At 70.1% G+C, this 24,416-nt stretch carries 16 protein-coding genes and 4 pseudogenes; 14 read left to right on the top strand and 6 right to left on the bottom strand.

Translation table 11 applies throughout. The features are described from left to right. Positions 1-2: 2 nt before the first annotated feature. From LIV37_RS49575 to LIV37_RS49590, 4 genes are all read right to left on the bottom strand, one after another. The gene (locus tag LIV37_RS49575) at positions 3-1,238 is read right to left on the bottom strand and encodes a CaiB/BaiF CoA transferase family protein (RefSeq protein ID WP_020874636.1); all 1,236 of its coding nucleotides are present in this window, start codon (positions 1,236-1,238) and stop codon (positions 3-5) included. Continuing rightward, positions 1,231-2,907 (bottom strand): acyl-CoA dehydrogenase family protein, encoded by a 1,677-nt coding sequence (locus tag LIV37_RS49580; RefSeq protein WP_020874637.1) that lies wholly within the window; start codon positions 2,905-2,907, stop codon positions 1,231-1,233. Before LIV37_RS49580 ends, LIV37_RS49575 begins: the two co-directional genes overlap by 8 nt. Before the next feature lie 47 nt (positions 2,908-2,954). Next, a complete protein-coding gene (locus tag LIV37_RS49585; protein WP_020874638.1) occupies positions 2,955-4,283 on the bottom strand; it encodes an MFS transporter in 1,329 nt (442 codons plus the stop codon). A 181-nt stretch (positions 4,284-4,464) separates the two neighbouring features. Continuing rightward, positions 4,465-5,370: a LysR substrate-binding domain-containing protein gene (locus LIV37_RS49590; RefSeq protein ID WP_121826676.1), complete on the bottom strand. Its 906-nt coding sequence runs from the start codon at positions 5,368-5,370 to the stop codon at positions 4,465-4,467. 212 nt (positions 5,371-5,582) lie between these two features. Between LIV37_RS49590 and LIV37_RS52835 the strand changes: the two genes are divergently transcribed. From LIV37_RS52835 to LIV37_RS49620, 6 genes are all read left to right on the top strand, one after another. Further along, complete coding sequence (locus LIV37_RS52835) at positions 5,583-6,170, top strand: hypothetical protein (protein ID WP_420834374.1); 588 nt, start codon at positions 5,583-5,585, stop codon at positions 6,168-6,170. 100 nt (positions 6,171-6,270) lie between these two features. Continuing rightward, on the top strand, positions 6,271-7,476 hold the full coding sequence (locus tag LIV37_RS49600) for an LCP family protein (RefSeq protein ID WP_373920797.1): 1,206 nt from the start codon (positions 6,271-6,273) through the stop codon (positions 7,474-7,476). 145 nt (positions 7,477-7,621) lie between these two features. Next, positions 7,622-7,966 carry a hypothetical protein gene (locus tag LIV37_RS49605; RefSeq protein WP_020874641.1) on the top strand — a complete coding sequence of 115 codons (345 nt, stop codon included), beginning with the start codon at positions 7,622-7,624 and terminating at the stop codon, positions 7,964-7,966. Between the two features lie 20 nt (positions 7,967-7,986). Then, the gene (locus LIV37_RS49610; protein WP_020874642.1) at positions 7,987-8,808 is read left to right on the top strand and encodes a hypothetical protein; all 822 of its coding nucleotides are present in this window, start codon (positions 7,987-7,989) and stop codon (positions 8,806-8,808) included. A 69-nt stretch (positions 8,809-8,877) separates the two neighbouring features. Further along, on the top strand, positions 8,878-11,862 hold the full coding sequence (locus LIV37_RS49615) for a CHAT domain-containing protein (protein WP_020874643.1): 2,985 nt from the start codon (positions 8,878-8,880) through the stop codon (positions 11,860-11,862). A 172-nt stretch (positions 11,863-12,034) separates the two neighbouring features. Then, positions 12,035-14,386: a glycosyl hydrolase family 95 catalytic domain-containing protein gene (locus LIV37_RS49620; protein WP_338060256.1), complete on the top strand. Its 2,352-nt coding sequence runs from the start codon at positions 12,035-12,037 to the stop codon at positions 14,384-14,386. 54 nt (positions 14,387-14,440) lie between these two features. Here the strand turns inward: LIV37_RS49620 and LIV37_RS52295 are convergent. Further along, positions 14,441-15,232: pseudogene (locus LIV37_RS52295) on the bottom strand (NAD(P)-dependent oxidoreductase); the annotation flags it as partial. A 251-nt stretch (positions 15,233-15,483) separates the two neighbouring features. On the opposite strand from LIV37_RS52295, the pseudogene LIV37_RS49630 reads away from it, so the two are divergent. From LIV37_RS49630 to gdhA, 5 genes and pseudogenes are all read left to right on the top strand, one after another. After that, a pseudogene (locus LIV37_RS49630) lies at positions 15,484-15,690 on the top strand (aminotransferase class I/II-fold pyridoxal phosphate-dependent enzyme); the annotation flags it as partial. A gap of 91 nt (positions 15,691-15,781) precedes the next feature. Continuing rightward, the gene (locus LIV37_RS49635; protein ID WP_020874648.1) at positions 15,782-16,531 is read left to right on the top strand and encodes a pyridoxal phosphate-dependent aminotransferase; all 750 of its coding nucleotides are present in this window, start codon (positions 15,782-15,784) and stop codon (positions 16,529-16,531) included. Between the two features lie 32 nt (positions 16,532-16,563). After that, positions 16,564-16,671 (top strand): annotated as a pseudogene (locus LIV37_RS49640) (TetR/AcrR family transcriptional regulator); the annotation flags it as partial. Between the two features lie 346 nt (positions 16,672-17,017). Continuing rightward, the gene (locus tag LIV37_RS49645; RefSeq protein ID WP_020874649.1) at positions 17,018-17,191 is read left to right on the top strand and encodes a hypothetical protein; all 174 of its coding nucleotides are present in this window, start codon (positions 17,018-17,020) and stop codon (positions 17,189-17,191) included. A gap of 87 nt (positions 17,192-17,278) precedes the next feature. Next, positions 17,279-18,625: an NADP-specific glutamate dehydrogenase gene (gene gdhA / locus LIV37_RS49650; protein WP_020874650.1), complete on the top strand. Its 1,347-nt coding sequence runs from the start codon at positions 17,279-17,281 to the stop codon at positions 18,623-18,625. Positions 18,626-18,710: 85 nt separating this feature from the next. On the opposite strand, the gene LIV37_RS49655 is transcribed toward gdhA, so the two are convergent. Next, complete coding sequence (locus tag LIV37_RS49655) at positions 18,711-19,973, bottom strand: outer membrane protein assembly factor BamB family protein (protein WP_020874651.1); 1,263 nt, start codon at positions 19,971-19,973, stop codon at positions 18,711-18,713. 269 nt (positions 19,974-20,242) lie between these two features. Here LIV37_RS49655 and LIV37_RS49660 point away from each other — a divergent pair. The 3 genes and pseudogenes from LIV37_RS49660 to LIV37_RS49670 all read left to right on the top strand — a co-directional run bounded on the left by LIV37_RS49660 (position 20,243) and on the right by LIV37_RS49670 (position 24,357). Next, positions 20,243-21,204: pseudogene (locus tag LIV37_RS49660) on the top strand (phosphotransferase family protein). A gap of 185 nt (positions 21,205-21,389) precedes the next feature. Then, entirely contained in the window at positions 21,390-22,184 is a 795-nt protein-coding gene (locus LIV37_RS49665; protein WP_121826453.1) for an SDR family NAD(P)-dependent oxidoreductase, read from the top strand. A 67-nt stretch (positions 22,185-22,251) separates the two neighbouring features. Further along, the gene (locus tag LIV37_RS49670) at positions 22,252-24,357 is read left to right on the top strand and encodes a LysR substrate-binding domain-containing protein (protein WP_020874654.1); all 2,106 of its coding nucleotides are present in this window, start codon (positions 22,252-22,254) and stop codon (positions 24,355-24,357) included. Positions 24,358-24,416: the final 59 nt, after the last annotated feature.

The raw sequence follows: 24,416 nt of genomic DNA on the forward strand, positions 1-24,416 counted from the left end.
GGTCAGGCTCCTTGCTGGTGCGAGCGCGGGGGTGAGTGCGGATTCGAGTGGTCGAGCAGGCTGGCGATCTCGGCCTCGCCGTAGCCGAGTTCGGCGAGTACGTCGCGGCTGTGCTGCCCGAGTGTGGGCGGGGCCGTGCGCACCGGTGGGCGCTCGCCGCGGAAGGTGACGGGGAAGGCGATCTGCCGCAGCGGTCCGATGGCGGGGTGGTCGACGCTCCGGACCATGCCCAGCGCCTCGGTCTGCGGGCAGTCGTAGACCTCGTCGAGATGGCGGATGGGGGTGACCGGGATGCCCTCGCTCCCCAGCAGGGCGCACCAGTGGGCCACGGTGTCGTCGACCAGGACGGCCTGGAGCTGGGCGTTGAGGGCGGCGCGGTTCGCCACCCGGTCGCGGTTGGTGACGAACCGCGGGTCGTCCGCCCATTGCGGCCGGCGGAGCGCCGCGCACAGCCGGCGGAACAGCGCGTCGTTGCCGACGGCGATCACGAAGTGTCCGTCGGCGGCCGGGTAGGCCTGGTACGGGACGAGGCTCGGATGGCCGGAGCCCAGGCGCTCAGGGCGTTCCCCGGTCGCGAAGTAGCCGGTGGCCCAGTTGATGTGCAGGGCCAGCTGGGACTCGTACAGCGAGGTGGTGACGTACTGTCCGCGTCCCGTCCGCTCCCGTTCGACGAGTGCGGAGCTCACCCCGATGAGGCCGAACAGGGCGGCGGCCAGGTCCCCCATCGCGTATCCGGCCTTGACGGGCGGGCCGTCCGGCTCGCCCGTGAGCGACATCAGGCCGGCCGAGGCCTGCGCGATCATGTCGTAGCCGGGCTCGTCGCGCAGCGGCCCGTGGTCGCCGAACGCCGAGATGTGCAGCAGCACCAGGCGCGGGTAGCGGGCGGACAGCTCCTTGTAGTCGAAGGCGCGCGCGAGGGAACTGCCGGGGCGGAAGTTCTCCACGACCACGTCGGCGGTCGCCAGCAGCCGGTGGACGGCCTCCTGGCCCTGCGGCGACTTCAGATCCAGCGTCACCGAGCGCTTGCCGCGATTGGCGGCCAAGTAGTACGTCGCGTCGAGGCCGTTGAAGGGCGGGCCCCAGCCGCGCGTGGGATCGCCGCCATCGGGGTGTTCGACCTTGATGACGTCGGCGCCGAGGTCGGCGAGCGACATCGTCACATACGGTCCGGCCAGGATCTTCGACAGATCGACGACCTTGATCCCGGCGAGCGGAGCGGCCACGGGCTGCTCAGACACGGGCGGCCTCCGTCGCCTCGTATCCGGCGTCGGCCGCGGGGACCAGGGCGAGGGGCACCCGGCCGCCGTCGGCGAGTTCGGCGAGGTGGTCCAGCGCGGTGCGGGGGAGGGCGTCCGGGTCGTCCAGCAGGGCCAGGTGGGCCTGGGCGACCAGGAACGTGCGGCCGTTGCCGGTCGCCCCCGCCTCGTACTCGGCCTGCTCGAAGAGGAGCGTGGCCATGACGGTGCGGGCCAGTTCGTCGGCGTACCGGCCGATCCTCATCTCCGCTTCCTCCCCAGGGAGCTCCAGGAGCCGGTCCCCCTTCGCGCGCAGCGCCTTCCAGCGGTCGGCGAGACGGCCGGTCCCGTAGGTGCCGGCGAGGGTGTGGTGGGCGCTCCGGCGGCGCATGCAGCGCAACACGTCGAGCGCGATCACGTTCGACGACCCCTCCCAGATGGAGCCGAGGTGGGCGTCGCGCAGCAGGCGCGGGTTGACCCAGTCCTCGATGTAGCCGTTGCCGCCACGGATCTCCATCGCTTCGCCGGTGACGGTGCGGGCGCGCTTGCACAGGGTGTACTTGGCGAGTGGGGTGAGGACGCGGATCAGGTCCCGGGCGGCCGCGGACCCGTTGTCGGCCTCGGTCAGCCGGGCGGCCGCTTCCAGCACGAGGCCGAGTGCGGCCTCCGCGTCGACGACCATCGGCAGCAGGGTGGCGCGCATCAGGGGCTGCTCGAACAGCGGCTTGCCGAACACCTCCCGGACGCGGGTGTGGTCGACGGACTCGCGCACGGCGCGCCGCATCAGGGCGGTGGCGCGCATGGCGTTGGAGAGGCGGGAGACATTGACCATCTCGGCCATCTGGCGGAATCCGCTGATGAGTTCGCCGACCGGGGTCGCATACGCCTCATCGAGGGAGACCTCGGCGCTCGCGATGGACCGCGAGCCGAGCTTGTCCTTCAGACGGTCGACGCGGATGGCGTTGCGGCTGCCGTCCGGGCGCAGCCGCGGGACGAGGAACATGCCGAGCCCGCGCGTGCCCGCGCCCTGCCCCGGGACGCGGGCGAGCGTGAGGATCACATCGGCCGCCGGATTGGAGGCGAACCACTTCTTGCCCGTGAGCGTCCAGTGCGTGCCGTGGTCGGTGGCGAGGGTCCGGGTGAGACCCACGTCCGTACCGCCCTGCTGCTCCGTCATGAACATCGCCCCGGTGGCGCGGAGTTCATGGTCGGTGGAGGACAGGGCGGCGATCTCGCCGGCGTACCGCTCCGGGTCGAACAGGCGCAGGACGCGGGCGGCGGAGTCGGTCATCGACAGCGGGCACGCCATGCCGAACTCGGACTGGACGTACAGATAGGAGAGCGCGTACTTGACCGTGTGCGGGATCGCGGTGGGCCAGCCGTGGACGCCTGGGCGGTGTGACATCGCGGCGAGGCCGAATCGCTCGTACGCGATCGAGGCCACCCGGTCGTGCGCCGGATGGTACTCGATCTCGTCGACGCGTTCACCGTCCGGGGCGTACTGACGCAGCTTCGGCGGGTTGGCATCGGCGAGCGCGGCCTGCCGGTCGAGCTCACCGGCGGCGAGTTCGCCGAGCTCGGTGAGCAGCGGCTCCACTCGGGCGCGGTCCTCGGCGGACAGGATCCGGTCGAGCAGCGGGCGCAGCGCGGGATCCTGATCGGCGTGGTTCACGGACGGTTCTCCTGTCGGATGAGGGCGGGTGAGGCGGGTGAGGCGGCTCAGACGGGTGTGGCGGCGCGGGCGGTGACGGCCGGGGACGGTTCACCGGTGCGGGCCAGCAGCGGCAGCACGCCGAGGAGGGTCACGGCGGTGTAGCCGAGGCCGAGACCGACGACCGGCCAGATCGAGCCGGAGGCGGTGAGCAGGTACTGGGCGACGATCGGCGCTGTCCCGGCGAAGAGCGTGGTGCACAGCTGGTACGACAGGGACATTCCGGTGTAGCGGACCTCGACGGGGAAGACACGGGCGAGGATGCCCGCCAGCGCCGCGTAGTACATGGCGTGCGGAAAGGTCGCCAGCCCCATCCCGAGGACGGCCAGCCAGAAGTTGCCGGTGGCGCAGAGCACGAACATCAGCGGCAGGACGACGAACTCGGGCACGAGCATCCACAGCACGGCCTTCTTCAGCGGCCACCGGCCGGCGAGGACGGCGCCGAAGGGCTGGACCACGACCTGCACCACGAGGGTGAGGGAGATGACGGTCAGAAAGGTGGTGCGGTCGAAGCCGATGTCGGAGGTGGCCCAGGAGAGCGCGAAGGTCGTCTTGATGTAGGTGATCGCGACGCCGGCGGTGCCCGCGAGTACGCCCAGGGCGACGAGCAGCGGATAGCGGGTGAGCACGACCTTGATGGGCAGCTTGGCGGTTTGCTTGCGTTCCAGGACGGCCAGCATCTCGGGGGTCTCCGCCAGCCGCAGCCGGATGACCAGGCCGATGGCCACGAGGACGGCGGAGGCGAGGAAGGGGACGCGCCAGCCCCAGGATTCGAAGGCGGCGTCCGGGAGCCTGGCGATGCCGAGGAAGGCGAGCGTCGCGAGGAGATTGCCGACCGGGGAGCCCTGCTGGGCGAAGGCTCCGTAGAGCAGCTTCCGCTTCGGCGGGGCGTACTCGGTGGCGATGAGCACCGCGCCGCCCCACTCCCCGCCCATCGCGACGCCCTGGACCATGCGCAGCAGGACGAGGAGGACCGGGGCGGCGGCGCCGATCTGCGCGTATCCGGGCAGCAGCCCGACGCAGAAGGTGGCCGTACCCATCATGACGAGCGTGGTGATCAGGGCCTTCTTGCGGCCGTGGCGGTCGCCGTAGTGGCCGAAGATCAGGCCGCCGAGGGGGCGGGCGAGGAACCCGACCCAGAAGGTGGCGAACGCGGCCAGAGTGCCGACCGCGGGCGGGACGTCGGCGAAGAAGACCTTGCCGAGGACGAGCGCGGAGGCGGAGCCGTAGATGTAGAAGTCGAACCACTCGATGGTGGTGCCGACGAAGGCGGTGATCCCGGCACGTCTGGCGTCGCGGGCCGTGGGTGGCCGATCGGCCGGAGTGATGTGCTGCATGACGAGCGTCCTCTCGTAGCGGCAGATCTCGCCACGAGAGCCTGTGGAGGAGAGCGGTGCGGCCGCTCGGCGCCCCATCGCGAGATGGCCATCACTGTGCACCCGCCGTTTCAGAGGTGTCCAAGACCAATTCCGCTTATCGGTGAGACGTCATCCATCACAATCGACGGGCCGATCGCCGCTATCCGTGGAAGTCGGCCGGGGTGGGCAGGACCCGGTCGGCGACGCGCAGCACCGCTGCCAGGGCGGCGGACTGGTTGCCCGAGCGCCAGCCCAGCGCGATCGGCAGCACCGGCACATCGTCCCCGGCCAGGGGACGGAAGACGACATGTTCCAGTTGAATGTTGCGCGCCGACTCCACGACCACCGCGAGGCCGACACCCGCGCCGACCAGGGCGAGCATGGTGTACGAATCGGGTGCCTCCTGAGCGATCCGTGGCGCGAACCCCGCCTCGTGGCAGGCCTGCATCATCGCCTCCCGCACCGCGGAGCCGCGAGAGAGCGGGAACGTCACGAACGGCTCCCGCGCCAGCTCGGCGAAGGCCACCTCGGCACGGTTCGCGAGCGGATGGCTGTCCGGCAGCGCCAGCTGCAGCCGCTCCATGCGGACGACCCGTGCGCTGATCCCGCGCCGTACGGGCAGCGCCACGAAGCCGAGGTCCAGCGACCCCTCGGCGATCCGCCCCAGCGCCTCGCCGGCATAGGTCTGGCCCTCCAGGACCAACTCGATACCAGGGTGTTCGGAGGTGACGGCACGCGTCAGCACCGGCAGGGCGGAGTAGCTGCTGGCGCCCGCGAAACCGAGCGTGACGCGGCCGACCTCGCCCAGATGCGCCGCCTGCACGGTCCGCCGTGCGGCCGAGGCCTCGGCCAGCAGCCGCCGGGCGGGCTCCAGCAGCGCCCGCCCCGCGGCGGTGAGCTGCACGGACCGGGTCGTGCGGTCGAACAGCCTGACCCCGAGATCCCGCTCCAGCAGCCGGATCTGCTGGCTCAGCGGCGACTGGGCGATGTGCAGCCGCTCGGCTGCCCGCCCGAAGTGCAGTTCCTCGGCGACGGCGACGAATCCGGAAAGGTGACGTAGCTCCACGCACCCGACCATGCCATCCACACCGCTCCAAGAGAACTGAGGCCGTATCAAATTATCTCGGCCCAGGCCGGTTCCCGGCAGAATTCATAACACCCCGGGAACACCGGTGTGAAACGAGTGTGAAGAAGGTTTCGGTTGGGCTGGCACGGCAAGGGGGAGCCCCATGAGTTACCCCCATGACCGCGTAGCGGATAACAGTCAGTACAACAGCGATGGAAATCGCCCATACCATGCCGACCCTGCCGGATATCCCGCTGCCAATCGGCGTCGGGCGGGGCAATGGAGGGGGTCTGGGTGCAGACAGGACAGCGCTGGTCATTCACACCCTCGCAGACATTGCCGCGGGTTTTCTGGCGTTGTGGATCCTGCTGTACATGCTCGACGCGAATCAGGCGAATGTCTTCGTCGACTTCGTGCACGGTGCAGCGGACTGGCTCGCCGGCTGGTCACAGGACATCTTCACGATGGACACGGAATCCGTGCGAGTCTTCTTCAACTACGCACTGCCCGCGGGATCTACCTGGCGATCGGGCACGGCGCGGCGGCCTGGGTGCGACGGCTCTGACCGTCTCGAGGAGGGCGCGGGCGGATATCGGGTACCCGCCCGCGCCACGCGCCTTGCTGTCCCTGAACCCGGGGGGGGGGGACCGGAGATCGACCAGGGAGGGCGCGTGCCGATGGCCAGTCGGCAGTACCTACAGCGCCGGACCGTAAACGCGTGTTACTCCTGGGCCATTTTCGCCCGGCGCGCCCCGCTCGATCCGGGCCGAGTAACACGATCCGCGCCCTCGGCGCTGTAGGTAATGGCGCCGTCGGCACCGCCGTGGAGTGGGGTGTGTGGAGTCATGTCCCAGTCGTACGCGGCTATCGGCTGTGCGCTTTTCGCTGCCCGCCTTGGAGTTGTATATCAAATTGGAAACACTCCGGGGTGCATGCCCTCCGCCATTTGCATTTCGGTCGGGCGGGGAATGCACACTGTCGGGCATGCACCCAAGGACAGACAGCAGAAACCCCGGCTTCGCGCACCCCGCTGGATGGGGAAACCCCGCGCCGGGCAACGACGGCACGCCCCCACCGGACGACTTCCCGTACGAGGAGCACGGTGGTGGGCACCGCGGCAGGCCGCACCGCCGCCGTGGCAGGACGGTCCTACGTGTCCTGGTCGCCTTGGTCGTCGTTCTGCTGGTCGTCTCGGTGGCAACGTACTTCTGGGCCGACTCCGAGCTGCGCAAGGAAGTCGACCTCGGCAAGGTGGTCGACCGCCCCGGCACGGGGGAGGGCACCAACTACCTGATCGTGGGGTCCGACAGCCGCGAGGGCATGTCGGACCAGCAGAAGAAGGACCTGCACACGGGCTCCGCCGACGGCAAGCGCACGGACTCGATGATGATCCTGCACGACGGCGCGTCCGGCCCGACACTCATATCGCTGCCGCGCGACTCGAACGTGACCATCCCGAAGTTCCGCGGCTCCGAGTCCGGGGAGATCAAGGGCCCGCTGGGCGACAACAAGCTGAACGCCGCGTACTCCATCGACGGCCCGCAGCTGCTGGTCCGCACCGTCGAGTACAACACCGGCCTGCACATCGACCACTACGCGGAGGTCGGGTTCTCCGGCTTCGCCAACATCGTGGACTCCATCGGCGGCGTCGACATGACCCTCGACAAGGGCTTCAAGGACAAGTGGTCCGGCGCCGACTTCGACGCGGGCGAGCAGACGCTGAACGGCCAGCAGGCACTCGCGTTCGTCCGCACCCGGCACGCCTTCGCCACCAGTGACCTGGAACGCACCAAGAACCAGCAGAAGTTCCTCTCCGCGCTGGCAAGTCAGACCGCGACGCCCGGCACGCTCCTGAACCCCTTCAAGCTCTACCCCACCATGGGTGCCGGACTCGACACCCTCATCGTCGACAAGGACATGAACCCCTACTACCTGGCCAAGATGTTCTTCGCCATGCAGGACGTCACCGGCAGCGACGGCAAGTCGCTGAACATGCCCATCTCCGGCAGCGTCGGCGGCAACCTCCAGTGGGACAAGGCCAAGGTCAAACAGCTTGTGCAAGAGCTGAAGAACGACGAGCCGGTCACCGTGGCCGACCCGCAGTGATCCCCGCCGAGCGGCGGCCGGCCGGCCGCCGCTCGGCATCACCGGCCGGCCTGCGGACGGGATCCATCGGCGTCCGGTGAAGCGGAATATGGCTCTGTCCGCGGTTCCGTGAATCCCCGGGGCACCGCGCGGGCATGATGGCCCGGTGCGCGAAGAGCTGATAGTGCGGTTACGAGGGACGTGGCAGCAGACCGAACCACCCGACAGGGAACTGGTCGGCACCGCTCTCGCGCCGTTCGGCGCGGACCTCGTCGAGGTGACGCAGGCTGGGCCGGGCGACCTCCGAGTGCTGATCGTGGTGCCGGAGACGGCCGACCTGATCGCCGTCGGCTCGGCGGTGGCGGGCGCGCTGGCACTGCCGTCGCCCCGGATCACGTTCGAGCGCGGGATCTCCGAGGTCCGGGGCATCGCCGGACGCGGCTACTCCTGCTCCTGCGGCGGGGTCGACGGCGATCACACCCCGGAGTGCCCGAGAGCGGCCGGTACATGAGCTGGCGGCCACCCGTCCCGATGGGCTACCTGGACAGCATCCAGGCGGTCGGCGGGTTCGCCGCCCCGCTGCTCGCCGGAGGAAGCTTCACGCTCGCGGTGGTGGCGCTGCAGTCGGCCCCGGGCCCGGCGGGCGTCAGCCGGTGGCCGAACGCCTCCTTGGCTCTGTTCGTCCTGTCCGGTCTGCTGCAGATCGCGACCATTCAGGGGACGGCATGGTCACGACGTTATATGTGCACCCCGGGCGACCTTCTGCAGTGGTTCCCCGGCGAGCAGACCGACGGGACTCCCAGCCCGTTCCTGATCGGTATGCAGGAGAGCCATCTGCGACAGGCCCAGCGCTGGGCGAACGCGGCACGCGGCTTCTACCATGCGGGGATCATCGCGCTGCTCGCCGGGCTGCTCGTCATCTGCGTGCCGCGAGGACAGCCGACCGGCGGCCGCTGGACGGTCCTCGCCGTCTGTGCGGCCGGCCTTGTGGGGGAACTCGCCTGGCTGGTCAGGGCCACCTTTCTCGATCGCGCGATCCGCCGCGACGCCTGGCTCGGCATGGCCGTCCTGCTGGCCATCCTGGTATCGGTGTCCGCGCCCGGCATCTGGCATGGCTGGCCGGTACGTATCGGGGGCGCCGCCTGCCTGCTGCTGTGCCTTCTGCCGCTCATCCTGCGCCGATCGGTCACCTCGGCCTCGATCACCTCGGCGCTGAGCCTGAGTCTCGGTGTGATCGCCCTGCTCTTCCGTATACCTCAGCCGCTCGTCGTGATACCGCTGGTGCCGGCGTTCCTTCTCGAAGCCCACACGTTCGTGGACCTCATCCGCCGTCAGCGCGCTGTGAGCGGGTGACCAGACGTCACCGGAGACGAACTGATGGACACTCACGCGTTACAGGAACTCATCGCCTGTGTAAATCGGGTGACGGAGACCGGCGACGTCGGGCTCACCCTCGCGGACGAGATGGCAAAGCCCCTTTCGGATGTCTGGCAGAGCTGGGACGACGGGGACACCGAGTCGTCCCAGGTGCTGGGTGTCTTCCTCTTCTACCGCTATCTTGCGGCGCATGAGCGAATCGACATGGTCATGGCCATCCGGACGCTCACCCCCTGCCTCCTGTACGACGACCTGGCCCTGCCGCCCGACATGCTCCCCTTCCTCGCCGACTACGGCGCCTGCGAGGCGGAACTGCTGCGCGAGGCCGCCCGCAGCTCACTCGATCCCGCACGTGCCGAGCGTGCGGCGTTCGCCTGGCAACGCGTCGTCATGGCGACCGAGGCCGGTGATCCGCAGCGCGAGGAGCGCGAGAGGGCCCTTGGGCGGGCGCTGCGACTGCTGGCCGCCCGGCGCGGCGACACCGCCGACCTCGACCGGGCCGTCGCCGCGGCCCGCGCGGGTCTTGTCCCGCATGGCCACCGGGACCGCCTCGCCACCTGTCATGAGCTCCTCCTGGCGCTGGAAGAACGCTACGAGGCGACCGGGAGCGCGGAGGATCACGAGGCCGCGCTGCGGTGCGCGGAGGAACTTGCCGCATACGCGCATACCTCGGCCCGCGACGCCGTCGGATGTTCCCTCCTGTTCTCCTTCGGCGAGAAGCTCTACCAACGGTTCCTGCGCGATCCCAACACCGCGGATCTGCGCCGAGCCATCGGCTTCCTCCAGGATTCGGTCGAGTTCCCCGGCCCGCACCTGCCGACCCGGCTGCTGCTCCTGTCGCGCGCCCTCGGCATGTGGTCCGCCGCCGCCCGGGACCCCGGCATCGTGACCGACGCGATCGCCCGGGCCGAGCAGGCCGAGGAGCTGGTCCTGCGGAACCACCGGGACTACCCGCTCATCAAGTGGCAGATCGCCACGCTGTACTTCGCGCGCTACCGCACGACACACTCCGGCGACGACCTCGACCGGGCCGCGGCGGCGATCCTCGAGGCCACCCTGTGCCTGACCCGTGAGCTCCAGATCACCGCTCTCCAGTCCGACATCGCATTCGCCCAGTACGAGCGCACGGAGGACAGCGAGCACCTCTTCACAGTCCTCGGCCTGAGGAAACGCGTACTGCGCAAACTCCCCGAAGACGACGACTTCTCCCGGGCGGACGCCCACTACTCACTCAGCCAGGCCCAGATGCACTGGTACCGGCGGATGGGCTCGATCGAGGACCTGGACAGCGCGGTCGACAACGGCCGCGCCGCGCTTGACCTCGTGGCCGCGACCGACACGCGTCGCCGCCAGAAGTTCCTGTGCGGGCTCGGCAACGTTCACATGGCGCGTTTCACCATGCGTAGTGAGCGGGACGCCCTGCCCGAGGCGATCCACCTGTTTCGGGAAGCCGTCGCCGACGCACCTGAGCGCTGCTTGCCGCTTGCCCTGCTCGCCGCCGCCCTCGGGTACCGGTACGAACTGACACGGGACATCACCGACCTCGACGAGTCCATCGCCGAGGGTGAACGCGCCTTGGAGTTCGCCTCCCCCCACCAGCGGGCGGACATTCTGCGAGATCTCAGCGTCGCCCGCCGGCTGCGCTTCGGCGGCACCGGCGACGCCACCGATCTCGACCGCGCCAGGGCGGGGGTCGCCGAGGCCCTTGCCCTCCCCACTCTCTCGGCCCGAGCGCGGATACGGCTCAGCCTGGAACAGGCTGAGCTGGCCTCCCTTTCCTCGAGGCATCCCGCGGAGAGGCTGTCGGCCTTCGAGGCAATTGTCGAGCTGCTGCCCGAGGTCGGCCTGAGCAGCCCCTACCACCATGACCGTGAGCACATGCTGTCCGTCCACGCCGGCCTGGGCGCGAAGGCGGCCGACGCCGCGGTCGCGGCCAACCGCCCTGATCGGGCCCTGGAACTCCTGGAAAAGGCGCGCGGCATCCTCGCCGACACCGTGCCGACGCCGGGACGGCGCGGCACTCGGGCCACCACCGCCCGCCACCTGTGCCGTAACGCCACCCGTGGCCCGATCGTCACGGTCAGCGCGATCGAGACCGGCGGCCTGGCGCTGCTCGTCACACCGTCGGGTGTCCACCCCGTCGCCCTGCCCGGCCTCAGGCTCCACAAGGCCAGGGCCCGGCACAAAGCTCTCGAGATGGCCCTCGCCTCGGGCGCCTGTGAGGACGTCCTTGACGTCCTCACCTGGCTCTGGCACACGGTCGCCCGCCCCGTACTGGAGGCGCTGAAGGCCGCGAGGTGGCAGGGGTCCCGCCTCTGGTGGTGCCCGGTGGGGGTGATGTCGCTCTTCCCCCTGCACGCCGCGGGCGACGGCCACGACGGTGTCATGGACAGAGTGGTGTCCTCGTATCTGCCCACCGTCCGGTCCCTGCCCGCCGAGCGCCGACGCCCCGCCTCCCCGGGCAAGGCCCTCGTGGTGGCGATGAGCAGAACTCCCGGCCAGGCTTCGCTGCCGGGTGCCGCGTCCGAGGTGAACAGCCTCTCCCGGCTGCTCTCGGCCACGGTCCTGCACAACGAGCAAGCCACCCGCGACGCCGTCCTGACGGCCCTGCCCAGTACCCGGATCATCCATTTCGCCTGCCATGCGCACGCCGACACCCGTGAACCGACCCGCAGCCGGCTGCTCCTCCATGACCAGCCACTCACCCCGAGAGATCTGCCGTTCGGCCTGGACGCCGACCTCGCCTACCTGTCGGCCTGCGCCACCAGCGATGTCATCTTCCTGGGCGCCGACGAAGCCATGCACATCACCGGCGCCTTCCACCTGGCGGGCTTCCGCCATGTCATCGGCACCCACTGGCGCATCGACGACCAGGCGGCGGCCGACATCGCCGACCACTTCTACACCGTCATCGCGGCCCATGGCCCCGATAGCGCCGCCCAGGCCCTGCACACGGCCACCGTAGAACTCCGTCGCGCCCACCCCGGCAGGCCCGACCTCTGGGCCTCCCACCTTCATATGGGCCCCTGACACCCAGACATCGGTTGGCTGACGCCTTCCACCGCCTCGATGTCGCTGAGCGGCCCAACCCACCTGCGGATATGGACGCTTGGGAATTCTGATACGTCGGAGGTCTTCCCTTGGGCCTCATATGGCCTGCACCATGCCGGGTAGTTCACCACCGGATATGGGAGGCACATACGTGACCCCGACAACAGGGAACGGGATCTCTCGCAGAGGAGTGATCGGCTCGGCGGCCGTAGCCGGCTCGGCGGTCGCGCTCGGCGCCGGAGCGCCGCTGACCGGCTCCGGTACCGCCTGGGCCGCGCCCCGGGGGCCCGGCGGGTCGGGAAGCCTGACCGAACGGCTGGCCAGGGCCGCCGCTCCGCGGTGGCGGCGGATGCCCGGCGACTGGAAGGACGGCCCCTTCCTGGCCAACGGTCTGCTCGGGGTGAACGTCTACCGGGGCGCCACGGCCAACTCCGTGAAGGTGATGGTCAGCCACAATCAGGTACAGGACCAGCGACCGCAGTGGGCCGCCACGTACGGCTATTCACGGCTGCCCATAGGGCATTTCGACCTCACGCTGGCGGGTGAGGTGACCGATGTCGACTGGACCCTGGACATCTGGGACGCCGAGCTGCGCGGCACCGTCACCACCACCCGGGGCAGCGTCCGCTTCTCGATGCTGGTGCACAACGCCCGTACCGCGCTGCTGATCTCCACCCGGCCGAGCGCGGGGGAGGAGAGCGCGGCCTGGTCGTTCACATGGATGTCCGCCACCTCGCCCCGGACGAAGGGCAAACCCGCCGACTACACCGGCAACCCCGACCCCCGCACCGGCTCCACGGGCGCCACCCACTACGTCGAACAGCCGTTGATCGCCGGTGGCGGGTGGACCACCGCCTGGCGGGAACGCCGGGTCGGCACCGGCAGGCTGCTCGCCGCGCATATCGTCTACCGCTACCCCGACGACCTCTCGAAGACCACCGAACTCGCCGTGGCCGAGGTGGCGCGGACCCTGGCCGAGGACCCGGACGGCCTGGTGCGCGAACACCGCGGCTGGTGGAACCGCTTCTACGAGCACAGCCTGCTCTCCGTGCCCGACAAGCGGATTCAGGACTTCTACTGGATCCAGCTCTACAAGGCCGCCTGCGCCACCCGCGCCGGAGGACCCTCGATGTCCGAGTGGGGACCCTGGTACCCGGAGACCGGAGGGAGCTGGACCGCGGTCTGGTGGAACCTCAACGTCCAGATCGCCACCTGGCTGATCCAGGGCTCCAACCACCTCGAACTCGACTCCGTCACCTCCACCTTCAAGAGCTTCGAGAAGAACCTGCCGCTGTCCCTCCCGCCCGAGATCCCGAACGAAGAGATCTACGCCCTGTCCCACCCCTCCGACTGGACGCTGCGCCCCGGCGCCCACACCGTCGGCGTCCCCGGCACCTCCACCAAGACCGACAACAACGGCAACCTCATCTGGGCCATGCACAACGTATGGCTCAGCTACCGCCACACCATGGACGTAGCGATCGTGCGCGACGTCCTCTACCCGATCCTCGTCAAAGCGGTGAACTACTACGACCACTTCCTCCACGAGGGCGGCGACGGCAAGCTGCATCTGCCGCTCACCCGCTCACCGGAGTACGCGGACGCGGTGGACTGCACCTACGACCTCTCCCTGCTCCGCTGGGGCTGCGCCACCCTCCTGGACTGCCTGCGCATCCTCCGCACCGACAACCCGCGCGCCGGGCGCTGGCGGGAGATCCTGCGCCGTCTGGTCGACTATCCGCGCGGCGCGGACGGCGTCCTGATCGGCGCCGACACACCCCTCGCCGACTCCCACCGCCACTTCTCCCACATGCTCTGGCTCTACCCGCTGCACGAGCTGGACTGGGACCGGCCGGCCGACCGGGACATCATGCGGACCACGTTCGGCCACTGGACAGAGGACCGCAGCCTCTGGGCGGGGTACAGCTACGCGGCGGCCTCCTCGATGGCGTCGCGGATGGGGCGTCCCGACGACGCCCTCGACTTCCTCACCACCTTCACCGGGAACCTCTTCGACGAGTCCTACATGGACTGCTACATGACCGAGAACACCATGTACGCGGAGGACACCAACCTGGGCATCGAGAGCCCGCTGACCACGGCCCAGTCGATCCTCGACATGGGGATGCAGAGCCATGGCGGCGTCGTCCGGGTCTTCCCCTCCGTCTCACGGCGCTGGCCCGACGTCTCCTTCCAGGCCCTGCGCGCCCAGGGCGCGTTCCTCGTCGACGCGGACCGCTCCGACGGCAGGACCCGGTGGGTGCGGGTCCACAGCGAGGCGGGTGCGCCACTGGTGCTGCAGCACGGCATCACCGGCGCCATCGACGTACGGGACGAGCACGGCCGCCGGCTGCGGTACCGGGAGACGGGGCCCGGCCGTATCGAGATCCCGCTCGGCCGGGACGAGACGGCCGTCGTCGCCCCGCGCGGCGCCCACCCGGATCTGCGGCCGCGCGACGTGCCGGCCGTGGGCGACGCGAAGCCGTGGGGGCTGCCGGACTGAGCCGGGGCTCCGGGAGGGGCCGGGTGAGGGATGGCCTCCCGGTCGGCCGACGTTGACGAGGGAGGCCCCCGGGCGCAGGGCGTCGAAGAACCGCTCGCCGAGGAGGTGCTCGGTCGCCTCGGTGCCGGGGAGCGTGTTCACGACGGCGTCCACGGCCGGTGCCACCTCGGTGATGCGGTCGGGGTGGATCACGGTGGAGACACCGGGGACGGTGACGTCTCTCCGGCTCGTGCCGATGACCGTGGCACCCAGCGCCTGGAGTGTCCCGGCGACGGCCCGGCCGATCCCGCCGAAGCCGAGGACGAGCACGGTCTGGCGGCTGACCTGTCCCATCGTCCAGCGGCCGGTCCACTCCCGGTCACGTTGCCGGCGGCTGAGGCGGGGCAGATCCTTGGCCCCCGCGAGCACGCCGAAGACGGCGAACTCCGCGAGCGGGCGTCCGTGGACCCCGGCCGAGGTGGTGAAGAGGACACGGTCGAGTTCGTCGGGACGCAGCCCGGCGGCCTTGACCTGGCTGCCCCCGCCCGCGGCCATGGTGTGCACCCAGCGCAGGCGCGGATTGGCCCGGACAGCTCGCGCCAGGGCGGCCGGGTCCACGTCGGGGACGCCGTACAGGGCGTCGGCGGAGTCGATGGCCTCCTCGTAGGCGCGCTGCCGCGCGGGGCCGCGCTTCCAGGCCGGGTCTCCCGCGAAGTCGGCGGGCCAGCGCATCGGAGGCAGCAGATCATGGTCGACGACGAGGTCGATCCGCGGCTCCAGCTCCCTGACGCGGGCGCGGTTCTCCTCCGACAGCGGGGCGGCGACCGCGACACGGAGGCGGCCTTCCGCCTGGTTCCGGCCGGTCATCGGACGCCCGCGTTCCGCAGTGCCTCGACCTCGGCGTCCAGTGCGTCCTCGCGGGCCACGATCTCCTGGACCGACGCGAGTGCTTCATGGGCCCGGTGGGGCGGGACACCCGCCACCAGGAGGAGCGCATGCCGCCCACCGTCACCACGCAGCCGCCCCGGTTCGCCACCGCCGACGCCGTCGCCCGGATCGCGGCCGCGTCCCGCCGTACGCAGCAGCCGCGGTCCCGGGCCGACCTCGTCTCCCTCGCCATGGGCGAACCCGATTTCGACACGCCCCCCTTGGTGACCGAGGCGGCCCAGGCCTCGCTGCGCGCCGGACGGACGCACTACTCGCCGCTGCTCGGCGAACCCGCCCTGCGCGAGGCACTGGCCGGGAAGCTCGCCGCCACCACCCAAGCGCCGGTCTCCGCCGCCGACATCCTGATCACCCAGGGCGGGACCGCCGGCCTCGCGGCCTCGATCCTCTCCATCGTCAACCCCGGTGACAAGGTGGTCATCCCCGACCCCACCTACTCCCTCTACGCCGACCTCGTCGCCATGGCAGGGGGTGGTCGTCGCCCCCGTCCCGCTCGGTCCGGACCTGCACTGGGATCTCGACCGGCTCGCCGCCGCCCTCGCGGACGCCAGGCTCTTCGTCTTCTGCAACCCCGTGAACCCGACCGGGATCGTCCACGGCCACGAGGAACTCTCCGCGCTCGCCGAACTGCTCGACGGCACCTCCACGATCGTCATCTCCGACGAGGCATACTCCGGCCTGGATTACACCGGACGGCCCTTCACGTCCGCGGTCTCCGTCGACGGGCTGCGCGAGCGGACCGTCTACTGCCAGACCTTCTCCAAGAGTTACGCGATGACCGGCTGGCGCGTGGGTTACCTCTGGGGTCCGCCGCCCCTCATCCAGGCGGCCGCGCGCGTCCACAACACCTTCAACGGGTCGGTGAACACCTTTATCCAGGACGCCGCGCTCGTCGCGGTGGAAAGCTGTGCGGATGACGTCGCCCGGATGCGCGCCGCCTACGAGGAACTCGGCGAGATCATGCGCAGGGAACTGGCCTCGATCCCAGGTCTCACCCTCAGCACGCCCGAGGGGGCCTTCTACCAGTTCCCGCGGTACGACCTCGCCCTGCCCTCCGTCGATGTCGTGGCGGCACTGCGCGCGCACGGTGTCGCGGTCCGGCCCGGAAGCGAGTTCGGGGCCCGGGGCGAGGGGCACCTGCGCCTGTCGTACGCGGCCGGCCCGCGGTCCATCGTCGAGGGCGTCCGCAGGCTGGCCCACGGCCTCGCCGCCCTGCGATGAACGCCGTCCCGGACGCGAGGAGGAGTCGTCCCATGCGCAGTGACACCGAGCGCAACCGCAGGCACCTCATCAGGGCGGCCGCACGGCTCTTCGAGAACTCGCCCACCCCGGTCAGCCTCGCGGAGATCGCCAAGCATGCCGAGGTGTCCACCGCGACCGCCTACCGCCACTTCTCCTCCGTGGAGGAGATCCTGCACGCCTTCCGCGCCCAAGTGGGCTCCGAACTCAGGGACTTCAGCGCCGCGCAGACGACCCGGGGCATGCGCAAGCTCGAAGCGGTGTCGCGGTACTGGGTGTCCCTGGTCCTCGAGCACGGCGGTGCGATGGCGCAGATGCGCTCGCACCGCGGCTACCTCGAACGACTCCGCGAGGGCACCGGCTACCTCACCCCGCAGGCCGAAGCGCTCACCGAGCCGCTGCGGCAGACGGCCGCAGGAGCTCGGTCTGGGAGACCTGGGCGACGAAGCCCTGTATCTGTGGAACGCGTTGTTCGACCCACGGGACATCCTCGACCTCATCAAGAGCGGACGAACCGAGGACGAGGCGGCCACCCGCCTCATGGGCGCCCTGCGCGGAGCCCTGATCGGGTGGTCGGCGGCCCGGCACGGCACGCCGGACTCCGGCCTGGTCTCTTCCCCACTGAAGGCCGACACCGGCTGAAGTACGCTGTCGGCGCACTTCCGCGCCTGAAGCACGGCTCGTGCCGGCGCCCGGCCGGCTCGCATGCGAACGGAGAGAACAGCGCACATGGACGTCAGCGCCTACCTCGAGGCCGTCTACGGCAATCTCCACCGCCGGGATCCCGCAGAAACGGAGTTCCATCAGGCGGCACACGAAGTCCTGCAAGCGATAGGACCCGTGCTCCAGGCCCATCCGGAGTACCTCCACGCCAGGATCGTGGAACGGCTCTGCGAGCCCGAACGACAGCTGATCTTCCGGGTCCCGTGGGTGGACGACCAGGGAACGGTGCAGGTCAACCGCGGCTTTCGGGTGGAGTTCAACAGCGCCCTCGGCCCGTACAAGGGCGGACTGCGGTTCCACCCCAGTGTCAACCTCGGCATCGTCAAGTTCCTGGGCTTCGAGCAGATCTTCAAGAACGCGCTCACCGGCATGGCGATCGGCGGCGGCAAGGGCGGTTCGGACTTCGATCCCAAGGGCCGCTCGGACGCCGAGGTCATGCGCTTCTGCCAGGCGTTCATGACGGAGCTGTACCGGCATCTGGGCGAGCACACGGACGTGCCCGCCGGGGACATCGGAGTCGGCGGCCGTGAGATCGGCTATCTCTTCGGCCAGTACAAGCGGATCACCAACCGTCATGAGTCCGGCGTTCTGACCGGTAAGCCGGTCGGCTGGGGCGGATCGCATGCCCGCACCGAGGCGACCGGCTACGGCGCGGTGTTCTTCGCCCAGGAGATGCTCGCCACGCGCGGCCAGGACTTCGACGGACGGCGGGCCGTGGTCTCCGGATCGGGCAACGTGGCCATCTACGCCATCGAGAAGGTGCACGCCCTCGGCGGACGGGTGGTGGCCTGCTCCGACTCCTCCGGCTACCTGGTCGACGAGGACGGCATCGACCTGGAACTGCTCAAGGAGATCAAGGAGGTGCGCCGCGAGCGGATCTCCGCCTACACCGAGGTGAAGACGACCGCCCGGTTCTCCGCCCGGGGGTCGGTGTTCGACGTGCCGTGCCAGGTCGCGCTGCCGTGCGCGACCCAGAACGAGCTGCACCAGCAGGACGCCACCGCGCTGACGAAGAACGGTGTGCTGGCCGTGGCCGAGGGCGCGAACATGCCGTGCACGCCCGAGGCGGTCGAGGTCTTCCGCGGCGCGCGGATTCTGTTCGGTCCCGGCAAGGCCGCCAACGCGGGCGGGGTGGCGACCTCCGCACTCGAAATGCAGCAGAACGCGGCCCGCGAGAGCTGGAGCTTCGAACGTACGGAGGACCAGCTCGCCACCATCATGCGGCAGGTGCATGCGCAGTGCCGCGCCACCGCGGAGACCTATGGCGGTGACGCCGACGACTACGTGCTCGGCGCCAACACCGCGGGCTTCCTCCGTGTCGCCGAGGCCATGACCGCCCAGGGGGTCGTCTGACCTGCCGCCGGCATGACGAGGCGGGGGCGCATGACGTATTGGCCCCCGCCTGGCCACCGGCGCGCCGCGGCGCGCCGGGGTACCGCTACGAGTCCGCCGGTCCGGTCCAGTCGGCGGCCACATGGCCGATGCGGACCCGCTGCGGGTGGTCGCCGACCGGCACGGACGCGGTCTTCTCGCCCGTCGCGAAGTCGATCGCGGTGACCCGGTCGGCGCCGCTCTCGGAGACGACGCACGAGGTGCCGTCGCCGCTCACCGTCGCCCAGTAGGGCTTCGAGGTCGGTACCAGGGGGCCCTCCTGGAGCGATTCCCGGTCCACGACGGTCGCGTAGTCGTCCATCGTCCCGGCCACGCACAGCTTCTTGCCGTCGGGGCTCATCGACAGGCCGTGGTGGCGGGAGTCGTTGACCCAGGTGGTGCGGTCCTCGCTGGTGTCAGGGTTCTTCGGGAGGGTCTTCGCGCGGGTGATCTTGTCCTTGGCCACGTCGTACTCCAGGAACCCGTTGAAGAAGGAGACCTGGAAGTAGAGCTTGGACTCGTCGGGGGTGAAGGCGACGGGCCGGACGGCGTCGGACAGGTCCTTGCGGCCGAAGGCGTCGAGCCGTTCGCGCATGTCGATGACCTTGACCTGCTTGAACGTCTTCGTGTCGACCACGGTGATGTGCCGGTCGCCCTTCGTCCAGTCCATCGACGGATCGTCCAGGTCGGTGTTGACCTCGCCGATCGACATGTTCCAGAGATACTTGCCGCCGTCGGTGAAGACGTTCTCATGGGGCTTGTCACCGGCGGAGAACGAACCGAGCTGCTTCCCCGTCTCGATGTCGAGGACATGCACCGTGTTCGACGTAGAAGCCGACACCGCGACGCGTTTGCCGTCGGGGGACACGGCCATGTGGTCCGCGCGGAACCCCGACACGGGGAAGCGCCAGTTGACTTTCCCCGTCGTGACGTCGATCGAGACCACGTCGGCGAAGCTGGGCCGGGAGACGACGATGGCGGAGCCGTCCGGGGTCGAGTACATGTCGTCGACGAACTGGTCGTGCCCTTCTCCCGGCCCCAGCCGGATCCCCAGGAAGAAGGCGAGCTTGATGGGGTTGAGGTAGATCTCGGTGAGCCGCTGGTCCTTGTCCGGTATGACGTTGATCCGGCCGATCCTGGCCAGGTCACCGGTGGACTTTATGACGTCGGCGGTGCCGTCCCAGTTGTTGCCCACGAACATCACTTCCCGCAGGCCGTCCGCCTTCGGCTGTGCGGAGGCGCTCACCGCCGTGGAACCGGTCACGGCCAGTGCCACGGCGGCGGCGAGGGAGAGAATCATTCGGGTGGAGCCACGGTGCTCGGGAGGCATGGCCACTCCATTGGAGGTGATGGGGGTCGGTCATCGTCGGGGCGCCACCTACTGGAAAGTAATGAAGGCGGATGCCTCTCACAAGAGCTCTGACGGCAAAAAATGACAGGCTCTCAACTTCGCGGCGGGCAAGGTCTGCTTTGACGCACTGGACGACGGAACGACTGCTGCCGGCCTTTCGCATCGACCGGCCCGCATGAGGATGGTCCGGAGGAAAGGTGCGGGTCATGCCGCTGAAGGCGGCTGCCGTCCGATGGCGAGGTGGCACGGTGACCAACCACGATGAGGCTGGGGCTGTCCGGCCGTTGACCCTGGCTTGGGTGAGCCGGCACCTGGAGGTCGGCGAACGGGCCGTCGGAACCGAGGCGCTGCACGGTGGCAGCACCGCCGAAATGCGGCGGCTGACCATCGGCACGCGGGACGGAGGCACCCGCGACCTGGTGCTGCGGAGCTTCGTCGACCCGTTCCACGTGGAGCGCGCCGAGGACTGGCTGGACCGGGAGGCCGGCGCCCTGACGCTGCTGGCGGGGACCGGCGTACCGGCTCCTGCGCTGGTCGCGGTTGATCCGGCCGCCGCGCACTGCGAGTATCCGTCGCTCCTGATGACCCATCTGGCGGGCCGGACGGTCCTCGACGACGAGGGATTGGAGACGCGCGTCCCTCTGCTGGCCCGTCAACTCGTGGCGATCCACGCGGTGCCACCCGGCGAGCGGCCCCGGGGGTATGTGGCGTTGACGACCGCCGACACCGTCGTGGTCCCGAAGGGCGCAGATGCGGCGGTATGGGCCGCGGCGATCGACGTGATCCGCAAGCCCGCGCCGCCCTATGAAGGGCGATTCCTGCACCGGGACTTCCAGCCCGGCAATGTGCTGTTCGACGTGGCGCCCTCGGGCTCAGCCGGTGCGCGGATCACCGGCGTCGTCGACTGGGCGGCTACCTCCTGGGGTCCGGCGGACCTTGATGTGGCGCACTGCTCCACCAATCTCGCGCTGCTGCGCGGCCCGGCCCGGGGTCTGCGGTTCGCGGAGGCGTATGAGGAGACCGGCAGGTGCTGGCCGCGGACGCGAGCGAGCGGCTGTACTGGCGGGTGCGGGACGGGCTGGCGTGCTCGGAAGAGGTGCGGTTGGTGGCGCGGCCATGGCGGGAGGCAGGGAGGGCGGAGCTGACGACGCGAGCCGTGGAGGAGCGGCTGGATACCTATGTCACCGCCCTGATGGACGCGCTGGGCTGAGCCAAGGCGCTGCGGGCGCGGTCCCGGAGCCGGGCGCCGGGCCCGGCAGTGGGTGGTCGAGGACCGTCTCTGGGCCCTCCTCGCGGTGGTGCCGCCCGCACGGCGCGGCCACTGCCTAGTGGAGCTGCCACAGTGCGTCACAGAACTGCCACCGCTGTCACAGACGTCGTCTAGTGTGCCGAATTATGGACCTGGACCTTGCGGGACGACGGGCGATGGTGACGGGGAGCAGCGGTGGCATCGGTGCCGCCGTGGCCCGGCGGCTGGTCGACGAAGGGTGCGCTGTGCTGGTGCACGGTCGCGACCCGGGGCGCGTCGGCGACGTCGCGGAGCGGCTTCGTGCGGTGGGCGGGGTGGTGGACGTCGTGCTGGGGGACCTCGCCGATGAGGCCGCCGCCGAGACGGTGGCCGAGCGGGCCCGGGAGTGGGGCGTGGAGATACTGGTGAACAACGCCGGCCCCTTCGCCGAGCACGACTGGGACTCCGCGGAGCCGGCGCTGTGGCTGGACGCGATGAACGGGAACGTCGTGTCCGCGGTGCGGATGATCCGGGCCCTGGTGCCTCGGATGCGCGAGCGCGGATGGGGAAGGGTGGTCAATGTGGGCAGCCGGGCCGCGACGACTCCGTTGCCGAACATGGTCGAGTATTCGGCGGCGAAGGCGGCGGTGGTCAACATGACGACCAGCCTGGCCCGGGATCTGGCCGGATCCGGCATCACCGCGAACACGGTGAGCCCCGGCGTCATCGTGACGGACGGCATGCGGCAGATGTTCGAGGACGGAGCGGCCGCACGAGGCTGGCCGGAGCAGTGGACAGAGCTGGAGCCGCTGGTGGTGGCGGAGTACGCGCCGAACCCGGCGGGCAGGCTCGGCACCGCGGCGGATGTCTCGGCGGTGGTCGCGTTTCTCGTCAGCCCGCTGGCCGGCTACATCAACGGAATCAATCTGCGCGTCGACGGGGGCATCGCGTTGGTGCCGTAGGGAAGACCGCCCACCGCATGATGCCCGTCCGCACACGCCCAGCCTGTCTGAGAAGGACTCCTTGGTCATGCACACCACCCCCCGTATCGCGATCGTCGGCGGTGGCCCGGGCGGCCTCACCCTCGCGCGCATTCTTCAGGCAGGCGGCATCGACGCGGTCGTGTACGAGCGCGAGTCCGCCGACACCGCCTGCGGCCAGGGCGGCGCCCTCGACCTGCACCCCGAGTACGGCCTGCGCGCACTGCGCGAGGTGGGGCTGGAGAACGACTTCTGGGCCCGGGCCCGCCCCAGGGGTCTGGATATGAAGATCCTCGGCAAGGACGCCACCGTCCATCCCCAGGACGTCACCCCCGAAGGGGACTCGGGCCGGCCGGAGATCGATCGCCGTGCCCTGCGCGAGATGCTCCTCGACGGCCTTGCCCCCGGCAGCATCCGCTGGGGCCACAGCCTCGGCACCGTCATCGCCCTGGAGGGCGGCCGTCACGAACTCCACTTCGAGGGCGGTGCGGTGGGAACCTGCGACCTGCTCATCGGAGCGGACGGCATCTGGTCCCGCGTCCGTCCGACGCTCACCGATGTACAGCCCGTGTACTCCGGGATCAGCTGCATCGAGATCGGTGTCCCCGAGGCCCACCGCACCCAGCCGGCCCTGGCCGCGCTCGTGGGCCGCGGCAACATGTTCGCGCTTCAGGCGGACAAGGGCCTGATGGCGCAGCGGGCCGCCGATGGCCGCCTGCGCATCCACGTCGCCTTCCGCGTTCCGGAGGACTGGCTGACCACGAACGGCATCCCCTACGACCAGCCCGAGCGGGCCCGCGCCGCGATCCTGGAGCACTTCACCGACTGGGCCCCGCAGCTGACGGACCTCGTCCGCCACTGCGATGACACGATCGTGCCCCGCCGCCTCTACGGCCTTCCCACCGGCACCAGTTGGCCGACCACGCCGGGCCGCACCCTGCTGGGTGATGCCGCCCACGGCATGGTGTCGTTCTGCTGGGGCGTCAATCTGGCCATGCGGGATGCCGCCGACCTCGCCCGAGCCGTCATCGGGGCCGGTGACGACCTTACGGCGGCGATCGCCGCGTACGAGAAGACGATGCGTGAGCGTGCGGTGTCCATGGCCGAGGAGCTGGAGGCGATCCCCGATGAGGGGAGCGATCCGTACGGCGTGCGGAATCTCGGTGACTTCTTCCGGCGGATGGCCGCCCATGGGCGCCGGGGGAGCCGGCCTGCGGGCTCGGCCGGGCGGAGCCTGCCGCCCGTCGTGGCGGATCGGCCCACCAGGATCGACCTGAACCTGCTGATCCCGCTGAGCGCGCTCCTTTCGGAGCGGAGTGTCACCAGGGCCGCCGAGCGGGTCTCCGTCAGCCAACCCGCGATGAGTACGGCACTCGCGAAGCTGCGGCGGCACTTCAACGATCCGCTGCTGGTCAGGGCCGGGCGGGTGATGGTCCTCACCCCGCTCGCGGAGTCCCTGGTCGATCCGGTCAAGGAACTCCTGGGCGGGATGTACGGGGTCCTGGACCGCACGGAGGAGTTCGATCCGGCCACCAGCACCCGAACCTTCAACCTGGTCGCCGATGACTACGTGACCATAGTGATGCTGCGTCCGTTGCTCAGCGAACTCAGCGAGGCGGCCCCGGATGTGCGGGTCAGCGTCACCGGGGTGCACACCGGCATGTTCGACCGGTTGCGCCGCGGGCAGTCCGACCTGCTGATCTGGCCGCCGAACGTGCCGGCCGACGAGCTGACGTCGTTCTCCCGCGGCGATCTGCCCCCGGATGAGCTGGTCGCTGTCGTCGACGGTGACCATCCCGATGTGGGCCCGAGCCTGAGCCTGGAGGAACTGGCCGACCTCCCCGGTATCGGGATCGGCTCACAGGCCACGCCGTCGTCGGGATCCGCCTTCGGCGAAGGCGGCGTCTCCGGCCGGACAGTGGCGATGAGCGACACCTTCGTCGGCGCGGCCTGCCTCGTGTCCGGCACCCGGATGGTCGCGGTGATCCCACGGCGGCTCTTCGAGCGGCTGGGGCATGCGATGGGCCTGCGGGCGGTGCCCCTGGAGCCGGCGGGGGAGCTGACGGAGGCGATGTACTGGGATCCCCGGCACACCGCGGATCCGGCGCACCGCTGGCTGCGCGAGCGTATCCAGGAGATGGCGGCACGATTGTGACCCCACGCCGCACATGCCCGGATGTAGGCCCATTGCGCGATACGTCCGGTATCCATGGC

The organism is Streptomyces rapamycinicus NRRL 5491, from assembly GCF_024298965.1.
GTDB lineage: Bacteria > Actinomycetota > Actinomycetes > Streptomycetales > Streptomycetaceae > Streptomyces > Streptomyces rapamycinicus.

What these genes read in the sequence shown, in the direction of transcription:
- LIV37_RS49670 (WP_020874654.1), top strand. Translation starts at nt 22,252, where the DNA reads ATGCACACCACCCCCCGTATCGCGATCGTCGGCGGTGGCCCGGGCGGC.
- gdhA (WP_020874650.1), top strand. Translation starts at nt 17,279, where the DNA reads ATGGACGTCAGCGCCTACCTCGAGGCCGTCTACGGCAATCTCCACCGC.
- LIV37_RS49665 (WP_121826453.1), top strand. Translation starts at nt 21,390, where the DNA reads ATGGACCTGGACCTTGCGGGACGACGGGCGATGGTGACGGGGAGCAGC.
- LIV37_RS49585 (WP_020874638.1), bottom strand. Translation starts at nt 4,283, where the DNA reads ATGCAGCACATCACTCCGGCCGATCGGCCACCCACGGCCCGCGACGCC.
- LIV37_RS49655 (WP_020874651.1), bottom strand. Translation starts at nt 19,973, where the DNA reads ATGCCTCCCGAGCACCGTGGCTCCACCCGAATGATTCTCTCCCTCGCC.
- LIV37_RS52835 (WP_420834374.1), top strand. Translation starts at nt 5,583, where the DNA reads ATGGAAATCGCCCATACCATGCCGACCCTGCCGGATATCCCGCTGCCA.
- LIV37_RS49610 (WP_020874642.1), top strand. Translation starts at nt 7,987, where the DNA reads ATGGGCTACCTGGACAGCATCCAGGCGGTCGGCGGGTTCGCCGCCCCG.